19 protein-coding genes are annotated in these 18,069 nt (G+C 43.7%); 13 read left to right on the top strand and 6 right to left on the bottom strand.

The genetic code is table 11. The features are described 5' to 3' along the window. Positions 1-13: 13 nt before the first annotated feature. Genes AC3CH4_RS23315 through AC3CH4_RS23305 form a run of 3 tightly spaced genes read right to left on the bottom strand, consistent with a single transcriptional unit; the run spans position 14 to position 2,866 of the window. A complete protein-coding gene (locus tag AC3CH4_RS23315; protein ID WP_488543928.1) occupies positions 14-832 on the bottom strand; it encodes a DUF2861 family protein in 819 nt (272 codons plus the stop codon). Then, positions 832-1,479: a response regulator transcription factor gene (locus AC3CH4_RS23310; RefSeq protein WP_054546940.1), complete on the bottom strand. Its 648-nt coding sequence runs from the start codon at positions 1,477-1,479 to the stop codon at positions 832-834. Before AC3CH4_RS23310 ends, AC3CH4_RS23315 begins: the two co-directional genes overlap by 1 nt. Next, on the bottom strand, positions 1,457-2,866 hold the full coding sequence (locus AC3CH4_RS23305) for an ATP-binding protein (RefSeq protein WP_171328508.1): 1,410 nt from the start codon (positions 2,864-2,866) through the stop codon (positions 1,457-1,459). The genes AC3CH4_RS23310 and AC3CH4_RS23305 overlap by 23 nt, the downstream gene beginning before the upstream one ends. Before the next feature lie 243 nt (positions 2,867-3,109). On the opposite strand from AC3CH4_RS23305, the gene AC3CH4_RS23300 reads away from it, so the two are divergent. Both AC3CH4_RS23300 and AC3CH4_RS23295 read left to right on the top strand, forming a co-directional pair. Then, positions 3,110-3,643 (top strand): YbhB/YbcL family Raf kinase inhibitor-like protein, encoded by a 534-nt coding sequence (locus tag AC3CH4_RS23300; RefSeq protein ID WP_029222229.1) that lies wholly within the window; start codon positions 3,110-3,112, stop codon positions 3,641-3,643. A 97-nt stretch (positions 3,644-3,740) separates the two neighbouring features. After that, positions 3,741-4,538, top strand: a complete 798-nt coding sequence (locus tag AC3CH4_RS23295) for a helix-turn-helix transcriptional regulator (RefSeq protein ID WP_488543927.1) — start codon at positions 3,741-3,743, stop codon at positions 4,536-4,538. Positions 4,539-4,552: 14 nt separating this feature from the next. Here AC3CH4_RS23295 and AC3CH4_RS23290 read toward each other — a convergent pair whose 3' ends face one another. Beyond that, positions 4,553-5,746, bottom strand: a complete 1,194-nt coding sequence (locus AC3CH4_RS23290; RefSeq protein WP_488543926.1) for an MFS transporter — start codon at positions 5,744-5,746, stop codon at positions 4,553-4,555. Positions 5,747-5,879: 133 nt separating this feature from the next. Between AC3CH4_RS23290 and dsdA the strand changes: the two genes are divergently transcribed. The 7 genes from dsdA (at position 5,880) to AC3CH4_RS23255 (ending at position 12,421) form a co-directional block, all read left to right on the top strand. Continuing rightward, positions 5,880-7,205 (top strand): D-serine ammonia-lyase, encoded by a 1,326-nt coding sequence (gene dsdA / locus AC3CH4_RS23285; RefSeq protein WP_488543925.1) that lies wholly within the window; start codon positions 5,880-5,882, stop codon positions 7,203-7,205. 260 nt (positions 7,206-7,465) lie between these two features. Further along, the gene (locus AC3CH4_RS23280) at positions 7,466-8,266 is read left to right on the top strand and encodes a hypothetical protein (RefSeq protein ID WP_488543924.1); all 801 of its coding nucleotides are present in this window, start codon (positions 7,466-7,468) and stop codon (positions 8,264-8,266) included. Positions 8,267-8,517: 251 nt separating this feature from the next. After that, complete coding sequence (gene trpS, locus AC3CH4_RS23275) at positions 8,518-9,600, top strand: tryptophan--tRNA ligase (protein ID WP_488543923.1); 1,083 nt, start codon at positions 8,518-8,520, stop codon at positions 9,598-9,600. Positions 9,601-9,737: 137 nt separating this feature from the next. Next, a complete protein-coding gene (locus tag AC3CH4_RS23270) occupies positions 9,738-10,106 on the top strand; it encodes a YbbD-related protein (RefSeq protein WP_488543922.1) in 369 nt (122 codons plus the stop codon). 115 nt (positions 10,107-10,221) lie between these two features. Beyond that, positions 10,222-10,599, top strand: a complete 378-nt coding sequence (locus AC3CH4_RS23265) for a VOC family protein (RefSeq protein WP_488544349.1) — start codon at positions 10,222-10,224, stop codon at positions 10,597-10,599. Positions 10,600-10,733: 134 nt separating this feature from the next. After that, a complete protein-coding gene (locus AC3CH4_RS23260; protein ID WP_488543921.1) occupies positions 10,734-11,195 on the top strand; it encodes a hypothetical protein in 462 nt (153 codons plus the stop codon). Positions 11,196-11,560: 365 nt separating this feature from the next. Beyond that, positions 11,561-12,421, top strand: a complete 861-nt coding sequence (locus AC3CH4_RS23255; protein WP_488543920.1) for a delta-class carbonic anhydrase — start codon at positions 11,561-11,563, stop codon at positions 12,419-12,421. 5 nt (positions 12,422-12,426) lie between these two features. Here the strand turns inward: AC3CH4_RS23255 and AC3CH4_RS23250 are convergent, their stop codons facing one another. Beyond that, positions 12,427-12,636, bottom strand: coding sequence for a hypothetical protein (locus AC3CH4_RS23250; protein WP_488543919.1), 210 nt, complete (start codon positions 12,634-12,636; stop codon positions 12,427-12,429). A 103-nt stretch (positions 12,637-12,739) separates the two neighbouring features. On the opposite strand from AC3CH4_RS23250, the gene AC3CH4_RS23245 reads away from it, so the two are divergent. Further along, positions 12,740-13,366 (top strand): LysE family translocator, encoded by a 627-nt coding sequence (locus AC3CH4_RS23245; protein WP_135457791.1) that lies wholly within the window; start codon positions 12,740-12,742, stop codon positions 13,364-13,366. Between the two features lie 143 nt (positions 13,367-13,509). Here the strand turns inward: AC3CH4_RS23245 and AC3CH4_RS23240 are convergent, their stop codons facing one another. Beyond that, complete coding sequence (locus tag AC3CH4_RS23240) at positions 13,510-14,115, bottom strand: short chain dehydrogenase (RefSeq protein WP_488543918.1); 606 nt, start codon at positions 14,113-14,115, stop codon at positions 13,510-13,512. A 153-nt stretch (positions 14,116-14,268) separates the two neighbouring features. Here AC3CH4_RS23240 and AC3CH4_RS23235 point away from each other — a divergent pair, with 153 nt between their 5' ends. The 3 genes from AC3CH4_RS23235 to AC3CH4_RS23225 all read left to right on the top strand — a co-directional run bounded on the left by AC3CH4_RS23235 (position 14,269) and on the right by AC3CH4_RS23225 (position 18,023). Continuing rightward, positions 14,269-15,153 carry a LysR family transcriptional regulator gene (locus AC3CH4_RS23235; RefSeq protein WP_488543917.1) on the top strand — a complete coding sequence of 295 codons (885 nt, stop codon included), beginning with the start codon at positions 14,269-14,271 and terminating at the stop codon, positions 15,151-15,153. A gap of 420 nt (positions 15,154-15,573) precedes the next feature. Further along, complete coding sequence (locus tag AC3CH4_RS23230; protein ID WP_488544348.1) at positions 15,574-17,100, top strand: methyl-accepting chemotaxis protein; 1,527 nt, start codon at positions 15,574-15,576, stop codon at positions 17,098-17,100. 359 nt (positions 17,101-17,459) lie between these two features. Continuing rightward, positions 17,460-18,023 (top strand): type II secretion system protein, encoded by a 564-nt coding sequence (locus AC3CH4_RS23225; protein ID WP_488543916.1) that lies wholly within the window; start codon positions 17,460-17,462, stop codon positions 18,021-18,023. Positions 18,024-18,069 lie beyond the last annotated feature (46 nt).

Genomic DNA, 18,069 nt, shown 5'->3' with positions numbered 1-18,069 from the left:
TGAATGCATTCCATTAGAAAGGCACCGCGACACGCTGCACATATTGGACTTCAATCGCGCCTTGGTATTCAAACATTTCAACCGAAGCACTCAAGTGTTTGGCATTAGTCCCTAGTGGGCTTTCTGTGGGAACGGGTGCTTGCGCTGTCTTGATTGGCACTTTGTAGCCTAACAGGTTGTAGTTCTCATCGAACCATTGCCAACTCACATTGGCGTTAGGGCAGTTGTCGATCACCTTCGGTGGCGTGATCACGATATGTGGTTCGCTGAGTTTACTTTCGAGTGTTAACCATCGCTTGCTGTTGTCTAAAGCGACAACAATAGGATAGTGGTTCGAACCTATCCTTAGTTGATAAACACCAGATTCGGGTTTGATAAACATTTCACTGGTCTCAATCTCTTGATACTCATTGTTAGAAGCGAGTTGTCCATCGAGAAGGATCTTACCTCTTGGGGAAACTAGAGAGATAGGTTGTGTTTGGATTTTCATGTCTTCACTGAGTTGTTCTGCAGCGACTTTGATTTGATAACCTTGCGATGACAGGCCGTAGCGTCGAATGAAGCTAACTTGAATGTGATGTTTCGTCTCAATGTCTTGTCTTAGTGAAGTTCCGCATTGAGTTTGGCTCAGTATCTCTTGTTTAACTGGCAACCAAAGCTCGCTATCAAGTGTTTGTTGATTGAGTGCGATTTGAAGCTCTTGCCACGCGACTTGAGGTTGTTCATCAAGCAGAGATTGATACGTATGTTGTAATGGCGTGTTGGTAAACCAAGCGGCGTGACACGCAAACGGCAAAGCGCAGATCAATGCGATTAACGAAGTGACTCTCATTATGATTCCCCAGCTAAGCGGTAACCAACGCCGCGATGTGTTTCGATCTTTAGGGTTGGCAGCTTCTGGCGCAAGCGCAGTATGTGATTATCCACGGTTCGGGTACTTGGAAAGGCTTGATAACCCCAAATCTTATTGAGTAACTCATCACGATGAAACACACGACTTTGGTTCTGAACAAACAAGACCAATAACTGGAACTCTTTAGGTTTTAACGTGATCGGGCTTTCATCCAGATAAGCGATTCGTTCCGATAAGTTGATTTGGATATTTGCGTAATTTAAGTGGCTCACCCCTAACGGACGAAGTTGGGTAATGACTCGAGCAAGCAACTCCTCGTTCGAGAAAGGTTTAGTGACGTAATCTTTGGCACCTGCCATTAAGCCTTCTACGCGTTGTTGGACTTCCACTTTAGCCGTTAACACAATCACTGGTAGGGCTTTGAGCAGTAACCAATTCGGCAAATGTCGCAAGCTGTCACCGTCTTCGAGTTGTCGATCCAGTATCACTAGATCGGCTCGGAACCATTGCTTACTGGCACTCTCTGAATCCTTCGCCCAAAGGCATTGGTAACCATTGGACTCAAAGAAGCTGACGAGGCCCTGTCCAAGTAGATGGTCGTCTTCAATCAGCAGTAGGGTGTTCATAAGCTATTTCCAAAATACATCGGGTTGGGTTACGAAGAATAATGAGGCGGCCATTCGCTTGTTTCATCAAGTGTTCGACAATTGTGAGGCCAATGCCCATGTTGTCTTGTCTGTGATTGATATTCGGTGTTGCTCGAGATACTAACCGTTGCAGAAAAGAAGGGAAGTGACCTTCGTCTTGCACCTCAATCCTGAGCTTATCAGCGAGTTCTACCTTGACCAAAACCTCACCTATACCGTGCTGTTTAGCGTTCTTAATCAAGTTATCTAAGCAGATGGTTAGCCAGTAATACGGTAGGTTAAGTTCAGCATCACTTGAATCACATTGATACTCGATATTGTGCTTTTCACATACATGATCGAGCCACTCTTCTAATGAAGCGTTTTGCTTCAACAAAGGTTCTGACTGATCCGAACTTAGATACACTTTACTGTTTTCGGTGAGCTGAGAGAGCCTTTGATAGTCGGATATTAAACGCCAAACCGCATTTTGAGTTTCATCAGAAAAGTCATCGTAGCGATTTCTAAACATTTCGACGGTTAGACCTAGGCTAGTAATGGGCGTGCGAAGTTCATGAGTAAGAAGCTGTAAAACGAACTGCCTCTCTTTTCGTTGTTTTGTTCTTAGGTATAAGACTCTACCGAGTCCGGAAAGCAACGTTAACAGCAATGTAAAGATCAACGTTTTCATGATCAGATTGTCATTGCTAGGTTCGCTTAAGCAGACGTTGCTGTAACGAAAAGTGCAGGTTTCACCCGTCAAAGACACCTCTTGCTGCTCTGCAATAGGTTGCCAAACATTTAAGGGAATGGCTTTCCAGCCTTGTTCGCCACTTAACCAAAGCACATCGTCCTGTTGCCAAGCTCGGTACCCACTGAGCAGTGCTTCTCTGCCTTGTGCACTTAGGTTTTCTAGCTGGTTATATAAAGGGTGTAGAGGGTTGGTAAGACTCAAAAATGGGCGTATCTGCTCGGTCACATCTGGGTAAGCTGCTAAATAACGATCAGCAAAACTGCCACCTGCAGGGTGTCGTTTGGAGTGTGCAGCAAACCAAATGGAATCCAATGCTTGTTGCTGACACAAAGCGAGCTCAAACTCGATGGCGTCATGTAATGAAGGGTTATCGCTTTCAATCGCTCGGCAGTGATCTTGTATTGACGCTAACGCTGCGATGTCGTCCCAACTGAATTGGTTGAAATCAGGATAGCGGCTACGTTCATGAAGCAGAACTTTCGGATACTGAGCCAACTCTTGTTGAGATACTAGGATTGGGGATGATTGCCAGCTCAGTTGATACAGGGTTTGCCACTTGTCTTGCAAACTTTGGGCATTAGCTAGAGTGGGGAGCCAAAAGATCAAGCAAAGAGCTAAGGTAAACCTACGCATCCAATCATTCTCGTTAAAAGTCGTGGGACGAGTCTAAAGAGTTTTGGACGTGATTTGTAACCTGAATGTCAACAAGTGTTCCTTTAACAACAAATTGTCAAGTGGGTCATGTTTTAAAATAATAAATTGGAAATGCAGTAAGTATCATTTGGATGGATTAAACTAGATTATTGTGTACTTATTGTCATTATTGAACGAATGGAGGGGACTATACTGGGCTCATACCTAATCAGAGGAACCACCATGAAAACACTCATTAAATCAGTATTGGCACTTAGTATCTTAACAGCTGGCTCGGCTCAGGCATTCGAATTAACGAGTAATGATATTCAAGAAGGTCACCCAATGGCGAAGACGTTTGAATATTCAAGTTGGGGCTGTGATGGCGAAAACTTGTCACCGCAGTTGATGTGGAAAGATGCTCCAGCAGGAACCAAAAGCTTTGCAATCACGGCTTATGATCCAGATGCTCCGACTGAAAGTGGTTTCTGGCACTGGGTCGCGTTTGACATTCCAGCAACAGTGAGCGAGCTACCTCGTGGTGTCGACATCTCTAAAGTGGGTGGCAAAGAAGGCCGCATAGATTATGGAACGGTAGGTTTCGGTGGCGCTTGTCCTCCTGAAAAAGATGGCATGCACCGCTACCAGTTCACGGTTTGGGCATTGCCAACGGATAAGCTCAACCTAGACGAAAACACGCCGTCGGCTGTGGTTGGATTCACGTTGAACAGCATGGCTCTAGACAAAGCGAAACTGACTACAACTTACACACGTTAATAGCTTTATACACGTTAATAATTGACACACGCTAATAAAGCGACCAGTTATTGATGCGATAGCTGGTCGTTGATAATAAGTAAACAAGGGGGATGAGATGAATCATCAATATCAAGTGACGATCTTTCGTGCAGAGCAGTTACAAAAACTGCGTAATGTGAGGATTCTATCTCCTAGTATTATTCAGATCATTACAGGCAGTAAGCGCCTGTTTTGGAAAGACTCAACGGCAGAACTCTCACATTCTGAGCTGCTGTTGTGTGAGGCATCAGCGTCATTAAGTTTTGAGAATATGCCTCACAAAGGACGCTTCTTATCACGAGTGTTCAGCTTTCAATTCCAACCTTCTCAGGCGATGCTTGATTTAAGTGAGGAACGCTCGAATGATCTGGGGCTGCCTAAAGTACAAGCGGATCGTAGCTTACAAGATTCACTCAATGCTCTGTTTTCCTTTGATAGACAAAGCATGAGTAAAGAGACCCAGCAGTTTTGGTTGCAGGGCTTATACCAGCAATTAGCCGAGAAGGGCGTACTGCATCTATTGTTTATTAGCTCAAACGTCTCGTTTAGCCAGAAACTCAGCCACTACCTTTCACATTCACCGGACGAGAAACATCCGTTAGAGTCGGTAGCAGAGCGCTTTGCGATGAGCCGCGCCACGCTTATCCGTAAATTGAAACTTGAAGGCATGCAATATCGTGAGGTACTGGCTGAAGTTCGCTTGAGTCATGCGCTTTATCTGATGCAAAACGGGCAGCAGAATGTGGCGATGTTGGCTCAGTCTTGCGGTTACCAATCGGAGGGGCGTTTTAGTCAGCGCTTTAAAGGGAAGTTTGGTTTGTCGCCAAGCGAATACATCAAAACCGTCGTCAGCAATAGAGTCGCGACGCCATAACAATTCTGTTTGTCCTAAACGCTCACTTTTTTATCTCGTGCTGCCAGTGCTGCGAAAATCGTGCACGCAAAGGCAACAGATGCGATCAGCAGAATAGGAACACTCCAAGAATCTGTCTGAGCATGAAGCTTACCCACCATCGTTGGGCCTGTTGCTGCTAAAGCATAACCAATTCCTTGCGCCATACCCGACAGCGATGCGGCTTGGCTGCTATTCGATGTTCTCAGGCCAACAAAAGAAAGCGCGATAATAAACGTAGAGCAGTTGGCTAATCCAAACAGTCCCACCCAAAAGATCGCAAACTCAGGCAAATACAGCAGCCCAATCAATCCAATAAATACACTCGAAGTACAAAGCGTAATGAGCCATTGTTGGTTATCGCTTTTACCTAAGAACGGCAGTAACAGCAATCCCGGAACCATAGTCGAAAATTGTAGAAATCCGTAGATGTAACCCGCATCGATTTCGCTGTAGCCAAGGTCGTTCAAGATCTGTGGAAGCCAGCCTGCCAAAGAATAGAAGGTAAATGAGTTAAGCCCAAGAGCTAGTGTCACTTGCCATGCAACGCCACTCTTGATCATCTTCTTCATCGGAATCGGCTTTTCTTGATGCTTGTTATTGGTTGCTGAAGAAGAGCGCTTTCTGATTTTAGGCAACCAGATCATCAAAGCTAATATTGGGAATATTAGGTTCATTAACAGTGCTAATTGCCAACCAGTGACCGTGAATAAAGTTAGATTTGAAAACGGCACCATCAAACTTGAACCTAACGTCGAACCGATGCCCATCGTAAAAATGTACAAAGAAGTCACTGTCGCAATACGAGTAGGGAAGCTAATTTTCACTACAACGGGCAACAACACGTTACCAATCGCGATACCAAGTCCAATCATTACTGTGCCGATGTATAACGTCGGAATTGCGCCAAAAGAGCGCAGTGTAATACCCGAAGTGATCAAAACTAAGCCTAAGAGCAAGCTTGGTTCTAGACCAATTCGTTGAGATATCTTGGTGACTAATGGTGAAAATAAGGCAAAAGTTAACAGTGGCAAAGCTGTTAAGAAGCCAGCAGCCGACGACGTAAGGTTGAGGCCTTCCATAACCTGAGAAAGCACAGGAGCCAAGCTCGTAAAAGGCCCTCGAAGGTTAAGTGCTAGGAATAGAATCCCTAACATGACGAAAATGCTATTACGAAGAGAGGCGCTCATAGGTTGTTCTACTGTTTGCTTATGAGAAGAAAAGCTAGCCTACAGGTCATTGAATGATTACACAAATACCGTTTAAATAGGTTTACTAATGACTGAACCAGCGTCGCGCGCGCTTTACCAAAGAAGGTAATCCATGACCGTATTGAATATCGATAAACTCATCTCAGATTTCCCATTACTTCAACAATTGATTGCATTGGAAGAGGTTGTTTGGTTTAACCCAAATGTGACGACTCTGGAGCGCGGTTTACCTTATGTGGGATTGGGCGAACAAGATATTCATGATGCGAGTTTGAGGTTACAAAGGTTTGCCCCTTATCTGGCGAAGGCATTTCCTGAAACTCATGTGACGAATGGCATCATCGAATCTGAGCTTATCGATATCCCTGCAATGAAGTTGGCATTAGAAGCTCATTATCAGCAGCCAATAAAAGGGCGTTTGATGATGAAGAAAGACAGCCACTTGCCGATTTCAGGTTCAATCAAAGCGCGCGGAGGTATTTATGAAGTACTAACGCATGCCGAGAAGCTTGCGATTGAAGCCGGGTTACTGTGTGAGAGCGATGACTACAGCAAGTTGCTCGAACCTGAGTTTCGTAACTTCTTCCAACAATACAGCATTGCAGTAGGTTCAACGGGTAACCTAGGCATGTCGATCGGTATCATGAGTGCCAAATTGGGCTTTACGGTCTCTGTTCACATGTCGGCTGATGCAAGAGCGTGGAAGAAAAATAAACTGCGAGAGCACGGTGTTAACGTGGTCGAGTATCAACAAGATTATGGCGTTGCAGTAGAACAAGGACGTAAAGAAGCGGAACAAGACCCACGCTGTTTCTTTATTGATGATGAAAACTCAAAAACACTGTTCCTTGGTTACTCTGTGGCTGGAGAAAGGCTTAAGAAGCAATTCGAGCAACAGGGTATTGTGGTTAATGAACAGCATCCTTTGTTTGTTTACTTGCCATGTGGGGTAGGTGGTGGCCCCGGTGGTGTTGCATTTGGCTTGAAGATGGCATTTGGTGACAACGTGCACTGTATTTTTGCTGAGCCGACCCATTCGCCTTGCATGTTGCTCGGTGTTCACTCGGGTTTGCATGATGAGATCGCAGTGCAAGATCTGGGTATTGATAACCTCACCGCCGCAGACGGTTTAGCGGTTGGTCGGGCTTCAGGTTTCGTGGGTCGCGCGATGGAGCGCTTGCTTGATGGTTATTACACATTAACCGACGAGCGCATGTATCAATTGCTAGGCGAACTGAACCAAGCAGAGGGTATTCAACTTGAGCCTTCAGCACTCGCAGGCATGCCGGGTGTGATTCATGTTGAGCAGAATAGCGAATACCTTGCTCGTCTACAAATTGATGAGTCGACGCTAGCGAATGCAACGCATCTTGTGTGGGCGACTGGCGGAGGCATGGTGCCGAAAGAAGAAATGGCCGCTTACTTGGAAAAATCGTAGGTTTAGCCCTAAAGCGTTTATAAGCTCGCTGTTTGTAGATGCTTAGCTGTTACAAATATAAGCATTTAAAAAGATAAGTCATGATAGAAGAGTGTTGTTTATCGGTTGAATGCACTCTTTTTTACTCCTAAATTCAGTCGTTATTCAAACAATAACTTGCGCAGATCGTTATCCAAAACACACATTTTATAAATTAAGCTTCTTAGATGTTCTAACTATCAGTTAGGTTGAGTGGCATTCAACTTAATAGGGATTTAGCAATGCAAACGGATAAAGTGATGCAGACAAGACACACAAACACACCAGAAAAATTACTCCAGCGTCTAGATGCTATTGGGGAGTCTTTGGAAGCATCGGGTAAGGCTCATGCTCTATTAGGGTTAGGTTCAGTCGGTATTGAAACAGAACGACTTGATCAGTATTCAGATGTCGATTTTTTCGCGATAGTACAAACGGGGCATAAGCAGTATTTCTTAGACAGCTTGCATTGGCTCTCAGACATTCACCCAATCGACTACGCGGTGAGAAACACCGTCGATGGCTATAAAGTGCTTTACGCTGACGGAATCTTCTGTGAATTTGCTGTGTTTGAACCCCACGAGTTAGCGCATATACCATTTGCTGAAGGGCGCATTGTTTGGCAGCAACCGGAATTTGATTCGCAATGTTGTGTTCCACCAGTAAAAGGGGAGTCAGACGCTAACTCCCAAGAGTGGATCATTGGTGAGGCACTTACCAATCTTTATGTGGGCATGTCTCGTTATAATCGAGGCGAAAAGCTGGCTGGGAGTCGGTTCGTTCAATCTTACGCACTTGATCGTTTGATCGATCTTGTGGATCAAACTGAACATTCTGAGCCTGAATTCGTCGATGAGTTTATGTCGGATAGAAGGCTAGAAGCGCGCTTTCCTAAGTTTGCCCAATTGCTACCAACCTTTACCCAAGGTTACGAGCGCACCGCTGAATCAGCACTTGCCCAACTAGCGTTCCTCAACACCCACTTCACAGTTAACCAAGCCATGTGTGACCGAATCACTGAACTGTGTTCCGGTAAAGATTAAGCTTATAACCTGTTAATCTTAAAACCTATTTTCCTGGTGCGCGTAAATAACAGTTGTCGCTAGTCTGTATTGTTGATAGGTTTTAACCATGAAATTTAATTCTGCTTCAACTTCAATTTTCTTTTGGTGGTGCTCTTAATAGAGCAGCACGGAATATTCACATTCTTTAGCTGCTGGACGGTAGCTAAGAATGTCATCAAAAATGTCGCCTCTTTTTATCTCCAGTAGCCTTTCTAACTTGGAGATACCTCATGAAAACCCATTCAAACAGCCATATTGATAGCAACAGCGATGCGGTCAGCAACTATAGCGCTGGCAGTAAGAACAATACCAACAAGCCTGAAATCATTCTGACTGGCGATAGAGCAACTGGGCCTTTGCATTTAGGCCATTACGTCGGTTCTCTCGAACAAAGAGTTTCTTTGCAGCATATTCACGACCAAACGATATTGGTCGCCGACATGCAAGGGCTGACCGACAACGCCCATAACCCCTCGAAGGTTTCTTCTAACATTCTCAATGTAGTCGCTGACTATCTTGCTGTTGGAATTGATCCGGCGAAGACCACGATTTGTCTGCAATCACAGCTGCCGGTGTTAGCTGAGCTCACCATGTTCTACAGTAATCTTGTTTCTATCGCTCGCTTGGAACGCAATCCAACAGTCAAAAGTGAAATTCAGAACAAAGAGTTTGGACGTTCAATTCCAGCAGGCTTCCTCACTTATCCCATCTCACAGGCGGCAGACATCACCGCTTTCAACGCGACTTTAGTGCCTGTCGGTGATGATCAACTGCCGATGTTAGAACAAACCAATGAGATTGTAAGAAAGGTTAACTCGCTCGCTGGCAAACCAATCTTGAATGAATGTAGACCGCTTCTAAGCAATGCATCTCGTCTCCCTAGTACCGATGGTAAAAGTAAGATGTCTAAATCGATGGGTAACGCCATTAATTTGGGTGCGACAGAGAAAGAGATCAGAGCTGCCGTTAAATCTATGTATACCGATCCAAATCATCTACGAATTGAAGACCCAGGCAAGGTAGAAGGCAATATCGTGTTCACTTATCTTGATGCTTTTCACACAGACGCTAACTATGTCAGTCAACTAAAAGAGCATTACCAAAGAGGTGGGCTAGGCGATGGACAAACTAAGAAAGTGTTGGAAGAGTGCCTGCAAGAGATGCTTCGTCCTATTCGTGAAAGGAGAGCAGAGCTGTTGGACGACAAAGCGCAACTCATCGAAATTTTACGAAATGGTAGCGAAGTCTCTAGGGAAAGAACGCAAAAGGTATTGTTCGATGTAAAAGGCGTCTTTGGTTTGAATATTATCTAGCACTGGCTACGTGTAAATAAAGTCAATTAATTTGAATGCTGATTACGATTGATTTATAAAATGGATTTTGTGAATGGAAATGAGGCTGTATGGCAACGCATGATCCCAAACTCCAGCTTTCAAGTTATGGTAATTAAATGAAAATTAACGTTTTACTCTCTGTCTTATTTTCGGCTTTGGTTTCAATGTCTGGCTGTTCCGATGTGGTCTGCGATGAGTACTCGACTTATGCGCAAGCCAAACAAGAGCGATTGTTCGACAGAGGTTGGTTACCCGACATTCTGCCTAAATCTACCGTGAAGATTGAAGTGAATAACGATCTGGATGTGAATACTTCAGAAGGAAGCTTCGTTATCAGCGAGCCAGCATTGTCTGAATTTATTGGGAAATTAAAGCTGACTGAATCAACCAATCAATTTCAGTTTGTAGATGGCGAGAATGTTTGGGTGTTCAAGGTAGGTGATGATAATTTAGTTTCCTACACGCTCAGTAAGCACGAAGGCTAAGTTCAGTAATTCCAACCTACATTTCTGTTATGAGTTATGTGGGTTGTAGAATGACGTTGCCCACCTAACTCACCGCCAATAAGCCCTTATCACTCTTAGTTACAGGAAGGTAATGATGGAAATCAGTCATTTAGATCATTTGGTATTAACCGTGAAAGATTTACAAGTTACGGTCGATTTTTACCAACGGGTACTTGGAATGAAGCCTATCGAATTTGGCGAGGGCAGGTTGGCGTTGTCATTTGGGACGCAGAAGATCAATTTACGCCTCAGTGGTAGCGAGTTCGAGCCAAAGGCAAGGCATGTGCAGGTCGGTAGTGCAGATCTCTGCTTTATTACCAATACGCCAATTGCTGAAGTTGCCGAACATATCAAAGCGCAAGGAGTCGTGATAGAAGAGGGACCAATACAACGAACAGGTGCGACGGGGAAAATTGTCTCCGTTTACGTTCGAGACCCTGATGGCAATCTGATTGAGGTTTCTAACTATTAGGCTCTAGCGTCAAACTTCATTTCCACTTTATCTTTAGATTCAATCAATCTCGCTCTTAAGCCACTTGGGACTGGATGTAGCAAGACAAATAAATTACAATCGAACAATGTTTTATTAATTCGAGCCTTATCGTCATGGTGCGAAACCTAGTCACATTCATCATTAGTGTGTTTTTCTTAACCGCTTGCTCTACAACGAGTAATAATCAGCTAGACGACAATACATTGAGCAACGAAGACGCTATGTCGAAAAGCGTAGAGGGACAGAGTAATCTCGAGACTTCAAAGGAGACAAATGCTGAGACCAGCGTTAATTCTTCCCCTGAATCAATCGTTAATCATCAACCACTCACTAACCTTGATTCAAATAAAGACACGATAACTCACGCCAATGCAGAGCTAGAATCAGTGGAACCTTCTCAAGTAGCAGCGACAGAAACAACAGAAAGCGATGCTAAGAGTGGCGGTGAGAAAGGCATCGGAAGCTATTTTATTCGTCATAACCAACCGACTAAGACCGTGATTAAATCACTAGAGGGCGTGACAGATGCATTGAACGTCATGACGTTTGGGATATTTGCCACCGGTAATGGTTAAACCGTTAACCAAGAACGCCAACCTAATAGATAGAATGAAACGATGAAGGCGAACCCAGTGGTTCGCCTTTTTTGATCTTCTAAATCTAGCCAGCGTTGCGCCTAATCATCGTGTTCACTTATCTGAGCGTTTGAGTCAAGCGACGGTTAACGAAAATAGGAAATTATTAGTTCTGGGATGGACTCGCCGTATTTACCGAGTTCGACTTGTTATATGCACCAAGGCTTTTAATACTCTTACCCAAAAGTAAGCAATGAAATCTAATCTTGCTAAGACAATGTCTTATATTCACTTTGAAGCATAGTAATATGTTTGTTGTGAAGTTCGATGTTTAGATTAAGTTATCAATATTCTAGGGAAGAGATATGAAGAATAAGAGTGCATTTTTAAGCGTCGCGATGGTTATGTTAGCTGCTCAAGCGAACGCATCTGAGGGGAGCTATGAGGCTGTAGCAGACAGTGTTATCGCTGAACAAAGAGCGAATCTATCTGAAAATACTCAAGGGAAAGGTTTTGGCCCGCAAGCCCCACGAGATTTGGACTCTTTAAAGGGAACTAACGCCCGCCTGTTTTCGGATGCGCCAGATTCAACAGCAATGAACTTATGTAATATTCACTTTCACAAGAACGCTGAGCATAAAGGTGGTGAGTTTACTCAATACGCTGGCAATGGTGATGGCAAGGGCTTCCAAAGTGGTTTCAAATACACAGGTAAGCTAAGTGCGGTTGAACTTAAACCATTCGATCAAAAGGTTTGTCCAAGTGATCATGGTTCTCTTCACTCGGGAGATACTATTGAGGTGCATTACGTGTATTCAACGGCGCAAGTTGAACCGGGTGAAACATTGGGCGCTTGTTTTAACGATGCGATTACCAATCCACAATTGCGTGTTGAAACTCAAGTCTATGTATTAGTTAATGACGACAAAGCTCTCGACTTCGAAGCATTAGCGAAACACTCTAAAGTCAACGGTTTAAACCAAGCCCCGAACATTCCACAAGATACCGGTTCTGCGATTCAATACGCAGGCTCTACAACTGGCCCTGGCTACAATGAACAAGGTTCGCCGTTCCAAGTAACATGGAGCGTGAGACCGCAAGTAGCGAAAGTGAACATTGCGACGGTTGGCAGCTGGTGTGAAGGCAATGACTTCAACGAAGATCACGCGCATGGTGTGAGAAACATAGTTGTAAACCCAGATTTGTTGTCACCAATAGCGAACTAATCTTGTTACGTTGATTTGTAATCAATATTTTTCAAAGGCGAGCCACTAGGTTCGCCTTTTTTGTGTCTTAACGAAAAACGCTTAGTTTCAGTTTCAGTTTCAGTTTCAGTTTCAGTTTCAGTTTTAGGCTTAGGCTTAGGCTTAGGCATAGGCATAGGCATAGGCATAGGCATAGGCTTAGCGGGGAAATTACGTGTGACACTTATTCTAAACATGAGTTGTGTTAAACGTGCTTAGTCAAAAACGTTCTTTACCCGAATCGAAGCTCCATGATACGTTCATGATCAATTATGTTGGGTTATAAATAAGGACAGTCCAATGTCATTAGAAGGTGCGATTACATTCTTTATTGCCATGTTTATATTTGGTATTACTCCGGGGCCTGGCGTATTTGCCATTTTAGCTCGAGGCATGGTTAACGGTTGGCGAAAGTGCATCACTCTCTCGTTGGGGATGATATGCAGTGATCTTATCTATCTTGCGCTTGCCTGTTTTGGTCTCGCGACGATTGCTGAGAACTGGTCGTTTGCTTTTGAGGTAATTCGCTACGTTGGTGCGGCTTATTTGATTTACTTAGGCTACAAGATGTTTAAGAGCCTACCGGAAGTGCAAGGCTCAGCGGAGCTCGCTGCTAAACAAAGTCAAAAATCAGAACTCGCCAGTTTCGCACAAGGCTTTTTGATCTCAGCATCAAACCCTAAAGTGATTCTCTTTTATATTTCATTTTTGCCGACGTTCATTGACCTGACTGTTTTGCGCTCACAAGACATCGTCTTGGTTTCTGTTCTGGCGGCTGTTGCGCTGATGTCTGGTTTAATGCTCATTGCAATGGGCGCGGGCAGAATGGCCAGTTTACTGAAAACGCCACGCGCACATAAAAGATTAAACCAAAGTGCTGGTGGAATAATGATTGCTGCTGGCTCATATTTGGCGATAAATCGATAAACACGACTTTTTAAGCACGACTCTTTAAACAAGAAGGCGAACCGAATGGCTCGCCTTTTTTGTTAGAGAGAAATGGACTATGTGCTTGTAAAAACTATTCGTATAAAAAGCGAGCGCTTATAAACACGGTTCATTTGCTAAATCTAAGCATCTACAAAAATCACTTCACCGGTAATGAAGCCATCGACAGAACGCTCGAAAGCTTTACCGACTAATTTGCTCGGTACAGGTTCAAAGCCTGGCATCATTTCACCGTAAACATCCCATGCTTCAGCAAGAACCGTTGGGTTGATTACATTGATACGTGTGTTTCTTGGCATTTCATAAGCGACACACTTTACGAATGTATCAATTGCGCCGCTGGTGGTTGCGTCAGCAATAGCGAAAGGAATTGGTTTAACGTTCAATATGCCACTAATCAGCGTAAATGAACCACCGTCAGCGATGTACTTTTGGCCGATACGAACAAGATTAATTTGTCCCATCATTTTGCTCATTACCGTGGTCATCCATTGATCTTCAGTCATATCCGCAAAGGTGTTGTATTCGCACAAGCCAACGGTGTTAACAACTGCATCAAAGTGTCCGACTTTTTTGTAAAGTGCCTCAATTGATTGCGGGTCAGTGATATCAACGATGTGGTCGACATCGCCAGAGCGACCCGCAGTGATAACGTTGTGATTGCCCAGTCCCATTAATGCTGCTTGACCCATCTTGCCACGTGCGCCAATTAGAATGATTGTTTTCATGTTGTTCTCCGATCTGTATATGTTTCGTTTCGATGGAAGAACTTTAACTAAACCTCTAAACAAGTAGAAACAAAGTCTAATTGTGAGTGTTACTGGTTTTTCTTGTTGAGTGTTACACTGACATGGAACCCAACTACACCGAAGCGAGTGCGTGTGAGTAAACTAGACCGATTAGACATTAAGCAGCTTAGAGTTTTCCAAGCTTTAATCCGTGAAGAGAACGCGTCTAAAGCTGCGAATCAATTGGGGCTGACCCAGCAAGCGGTTAGTGAGCATTTGAAGAAGCTGCGAGAAGTGTTCGACGATAGGCTGTTTGTGAGAAAAACCAACGGCTTTGTTCCGACCACCTTCGCACAAGAGTTATCTGTTGGTGTTGATCGTTTACTGATCGATTTCAATTTGTTGTTATCTAGAACAAATTTCATACCAGAGAAAGCTAACGGGACGTTTGTGATTGCGGCGACGGATTATGCCCAGCAGATCATCCTACCAAGCCTAATTGCAAAGCTAAGGGCACAAGCACCAGAGTTAAAGCTGATTGTGCGTGACTTCGAAATCGACAACCTGCACGAGCTAATGGAAAGCGGCAAAGTTAACTTAGCGATCGCGTTTCCAGACTACATTCCAAGCAGCTACAAAGTAATCAAGCTGTTTGAAGAGCACCATGTGTGTGTTGCATCACCTCATTCTTCAATAGCACAGATCACGCCTTCATTAGAGGAGGTGGCGACCTATCCAACCATTATTGCTTCACCATCGCGTCCAAACTTCAAAGGGTCGATTGATGAATGGTTCGGTCAGTTTAGGTTAAAGCGTAACGTGGTGGTATCTGCACCGTGTTTCTCTATCGTACCTATGTATTTAAACACTACTGACTCTATTGCTTTCTTACCATCAAGGGCAATCGAAGGGCTGAACTTGGTGACTATTCCAATGGAACAATCACCCGAGAGTTTTGATGTGATAGCCGCATGGCACCCAAGGTATAACGATGATCCGCTACAAAAATGGGTGACGTCTTTGTTAGAAGTCGATTAATGGGAAGAGTGTTTTTGTATCGCAGCGAACCAAAGAAGGCTCTTGTTGGGCTGTCTATGTGATTAGATTAGATTAGATCAGATATTTCGACCTGAACCGACGCTACTTTAATTGGTGTTCTTGCACTTATTTGTTCATCGACATTTTTTTCTTCTAACCTGAACTCCAACTACTTGATTTCCAGTCAATTGACCTTTATTGAATGATTTTGCGTGTTGCATAAATGTGACCAATATATATTTTTTATATTCTTCGGCTAAAGTTATCGGGATTTTTACAGATAAAGGAATAGAGGCGAGCTCTAACACGAGATAAACGTGCGAGCTTTGGTTTCAGTTATTGAAACCTTCAGAGAATTTTTAACAAACTTGCGTCGAGACAACCTAAATGAAGAAAACAATCCTATTTGCCGTTTTTATTATGTTTGGCATTGCAGTCGCTGCGAGTATGGCGTCAACCTATTTCATTTCAAGCGAAAAAATTGATGAGATAATATTGAACAAATCTCAAGTCCAAGCTGAATTTTTGGCTGGAAACGCTGGGTATATCTTAGAGAATTCGGATAATCCAGTTCAAGACTTACAAAAGCTGGTGGGTGAGCTGAAACAGCGATCTGATGTCACTTATGCCATTGTTATTGATAGTAACGTAAGCGCTGTTGCACACAGCGACAAAAATAAACTGAATAAAGTTTACGAAGATAGCTATACCGTTAAAGGCGCAACCCAAGGCGTCCAACAGTATTCAAAATGGTACGCTGATGTTCAACAAGTGTGGGTGTTTGACATCATGGCACCTATCTACGTCAACGGTGAGCTGTACGGTACCTTTGATATCGGTATTCCGATCACGGAAGTGAGCCAAGCAACGAATGGTATTATTAGCTACCAGCTCGCTTCAATGGTTTTCATTTTTGTTGTTTGTCTCGTTGTTCTATCGCTTCTTCTTAGCAAACTGATGCAGCCTCTCTTAGTATTGAAAAACACATTACACGATATTTCTGAAGGTGATGGTGACCTATCGGTACGTTTGCCTATCAAAGGGAATGACGAAGTCGCTCAAATCTCATCGGCTTTCAATGTGTTCGTTGGCAAGGTGCACGAGATAATTACGCAAACAGTGAATACGGGTGTTGAATTAAATAGCACCGCTATTGGGCTTCGTGAACAGTCGCAGCAAGCATTGCAAAGAGGACAAGAGCAGAACGAACAAACCATGTTGGTCGTGACATCTATGAATGAAATGATCGCCACGGTTAATGAAATTGCGTCTAGCGCGGCTGGTGCTGCAAGCGCGGCAAACATGGCGGCAAGTGAAACTCAAGAAGGTCATAAGACGATCGAGAAGACAACAAATTCGATTGCAAACCTTGAAGCCGAAATGAATAGTGCTTCTAACATCATCGTGAGCCTTGCTGATAATACTCAGTCGATCGGTACTATTCTTGACGTTATTCGAGGTATCTCTGAGCAAACAAACTTGCTTGCACTCAACGCTGCAATTGAAGCTGCACGTGCTGGTGAAGCTGGCCGAGGCTTTGCGGTTGTTGCTGACGAAGTTCGTAACCTTGCGACAAAAACAGCACAGTCGACCGATGAAATTGACACTATGATCAACCAACTTCAAACCGAAGCTAAGAACGCTGTTAGCTCGATGAGTAATAGTAAGAACCTAATTGAAGAGGGTACGACTGAAACTGAAATGGCTCGCCAAGCTTTGGAAAAAATTTCAACGCAAGTTTTGGCTATTCTCGATATTAATACGCAAGTCGCAACGGCAACGGAGCAGCAATCAGCGGTAGCGAATGAAATTAATATGAACATGGATACGGTTAATAGCTCAGTCAAAAACGGTTTGAGCGCAAGTGAAAAGTTAGAGCAATCAAGCCAGCAGCTGGCAGAGTTGTCACAAGTTCTCGATCGTTATGTCGGTTCATTTAAAATCTAGAATTCCCAACATATCTCTTTAAGAGAGGTGTGGGTCTCCAGTTATTTAATAGCGCTTATGTCATACATGAGCGCTATTTTTTTGCGATATGCAGACGCAGGTCTCCGATAGAGCGCAACAGAAATGAAGAATGTACCTGCAGTGTAAAATTGTGACAATTTGGCCTATTTAGAACAACGCGATCAAATAAGACTGTGACAGGAGGCACTTACTTTTATTTCCGCATGCGTAAGGTCAAAAAATCGACTAAACAACAGCTCTGACGCGACACATAAGGTGTTCCGCATCTCATCACGATGTATAGTTATTGATAGTTCATTCAGTAATTGTATCTGTAGTTGTCAGTTGATGTGGGTGTTATGAAGAAAAACGGATTTACTTTAATGGAATTAATCATTGTGATCGTGATACTTGGAGTATTGGCCGTTACAGCAGCCCCGAGGTTCCTCAATATTCAAGAGTCAGCAAGAGAAGCGGTACTTGAAGGTGTTGCTGGTGCGATGGAAGGCGTGATCACGCAGGTGACCTCTAAAGCCATTATTGTTGGGCTTAACCCGGACGCAATAAACCCAGGTGATCAGAGCAACTATGTAATCGATTTTGGCATTGGTAGCGTTGAAGTAGATTGGGGAACACTTTGCCCTGAAAGCCGAGGGGAGTCCGGAGACAAGTTAAAAATGCTCGATTTCCTTACCTTGTCAGATGATGACAGTATTATCTCAGATTATGGAAATAGACATACGGTAGTCGGATACAATCAACCTTTTAGTGACGCAGACCTGAACAGCAATAATATTACCGACGATGCCTTACCTTCGGGTTGTTATGTTCTTTATGATTCTTTTGGCGGCAGGACAAGTGGAGACACATGTCCAGTAGATGGTTGTGAGTGTACAGTTCGTGTTATGAACGATGAGTGTTAAACCAAGCACACCAACTGATTTATAGAAATTCAATAAAAAAGCGCGT

It is taken from the genome of Vibrio sp. QJM3NY_26, from assembly GCF_057786005.1.
This window is presented reverse-complemented; position numbering and strand designations above follow the sequence as displayed.